At 68.9% G+C, this 1,606-nt stretch carries 2 protein-coding genes; both read left to right on the top strand.

The features are described from left to right. Nucleotides 1-1,029: thiamine pyrophosphate-dependent enzyme (locus ACFMBG_RS24055; RefSeq protein WP_421057162.1), on the top strand; the 1,029-nt coding region annotated here is incomplete at its 5' end. A gap of 5 nt (nucleotides 1,030-1,034) precedes the next feature. Further along, on the top strand, nucleotides 1,035-1,606 hold a 572-nt coding region (locus ACFMBG_RS24050; RefSeq protein WP_421057161.1), incomplete at its 3' end, for a TSUP family transporter.

The raw sequence follows: 1,606 nt of genomic DNA, 5'->3' as shown, positions 1-1,606 counted from the left end.
CTGGGCTACAACGGCTCCAAGGCCGGCATGGAGCTGATCAAGGACGCCGACGTGGTGCTGTGCCTCGGCACCCGCCTGAACCCGTTCTCCACCCTGCCGGGCTACGGCATGGAATACTGGCCGGCCAACGCCCGGATCATCCAGGTCGACATCAACCCGGACCGCATCGGCCTGACCAAGAAAGTCTCGGTCGGCATCATCGGCGACGCCGCCAAGGTGGCCCAGGGCATCCTGGCGCAGCTGTCTGATACCGCAGGCGACGAGGGCCGCGCCGAGCGCAAGGCGCGCATCGCCGAGACCAAGTCCCGCTGGGCCCAGCAGCTGACCGAGATGACCCACGAGGACGACGATCCGGGCACCACCTGGAACGAGCGCGCCCGCGCCGACAAGCCGGACTGGATGAGCCCCCGCATGGCCTGGCGCGCGATCCAGGCCGCGCTGCCGAAAGAGGCGATCATCTCCTCCGACATCGGCAACAACTGCGCCATCGGCAATGCCTACCCCTCGTTCGAGGAAGGCCGCAAATACCTGGCTCCCGGCCTGTTCGGCCCCTGCGGCTACGGCCTGCCGGCGGTTGTCGGCGCCAAGATCGGCAACCCGGACACCCCGGTTGTCGGCTTCTCCGGCGACGGCGCCTTCGGCATCGCGGTGAACGAGCTGACCGCGATCGGCCGCGGCGAGTGGCCCGCCATCACCCAGGTGGTCTTCCGCAACTACCAGTGGGGCGCGGAGAAGCGCAACTCCACCCTGTGGTTCGATGACAACTTCGTCGGCACCGAGCTGGACACCCAGGTGTCCTATGCCGGCATCGCCCAGGCCTGCGGCCTGAAGGGCGTGGTGGCCCGCACCATGGACGAGCTGACCGCGGCGCTGGCCCAGGCGGTCGAGGACCAGAAGAACGGCATCACCACCCTGATCGAGGCGATGATCAACCAGGAGCTGGGCGAGCCGTTCCGCCGCGACGCCATGAAGAAGCCGGTCCGCGTGGCAGGCATCGACAAGGCGGACATGCGCGAACAGCAGGTCTGACGCCCGTGCCCCTGCCCTTTGACCTCTCTATGGGCCAGGGGGCCTATCTGGCCGCCGCGTTGTTCGCGGCGGCCTTGATCCGCGGCTTCTCCGGCTTCGGGTTCTCCGCGATCTTCATCATCCTGGCGGCGCTGACCACCAATCCGCTGCCGCTGATCCCGGTGGTGTTTTCCTGCGAAATCGCCATGACCGCCTTTCAGGCCAGGGGCATCCGCCCGCATATCGACTGGCACCGGGCCATTGCCCTGCTGGGCGGGGCCGCCATCGCCACCGTTCCCGCCATCGCCATCATGGCGCGGCTGGGCGAACAGGAGGCACGGCTGGCGATCTCCAGCCTGATCCTGGTGCTGAGCCTGGTGCTGCTGAGCGGCTGGCAGCTGGCGCGCCCGGTCGGGCGCAACGGCAATATCGGCGTGGGCGCCATTGCCGGCATCGCCAACAGCGCCGGCGTCGGCGGCCTGCCGGTGGCGGCCTTCCTGACCGCGCAGCCGGTGCCGCCCGCGGTGTTCCGCGCCACCATGATCGTGTTCCTGACCGGCATCGACGTGATGGCGCTGCCGGTGATGGCCGCAAACGG

The organism is Leisingera coralii, from assembly GCF_049056525.1.
GTDB classification, from domain to species: domain Bacteria; phylum Pseudomonadota; class Alphaproteobacteria; order Rhodobacterales; family Rhodobacteraceae; genus Leisingera; species Leisingera coralii.
This window is presented reverse-complemented; position numbering and strand designations above follow the sequence as displayed.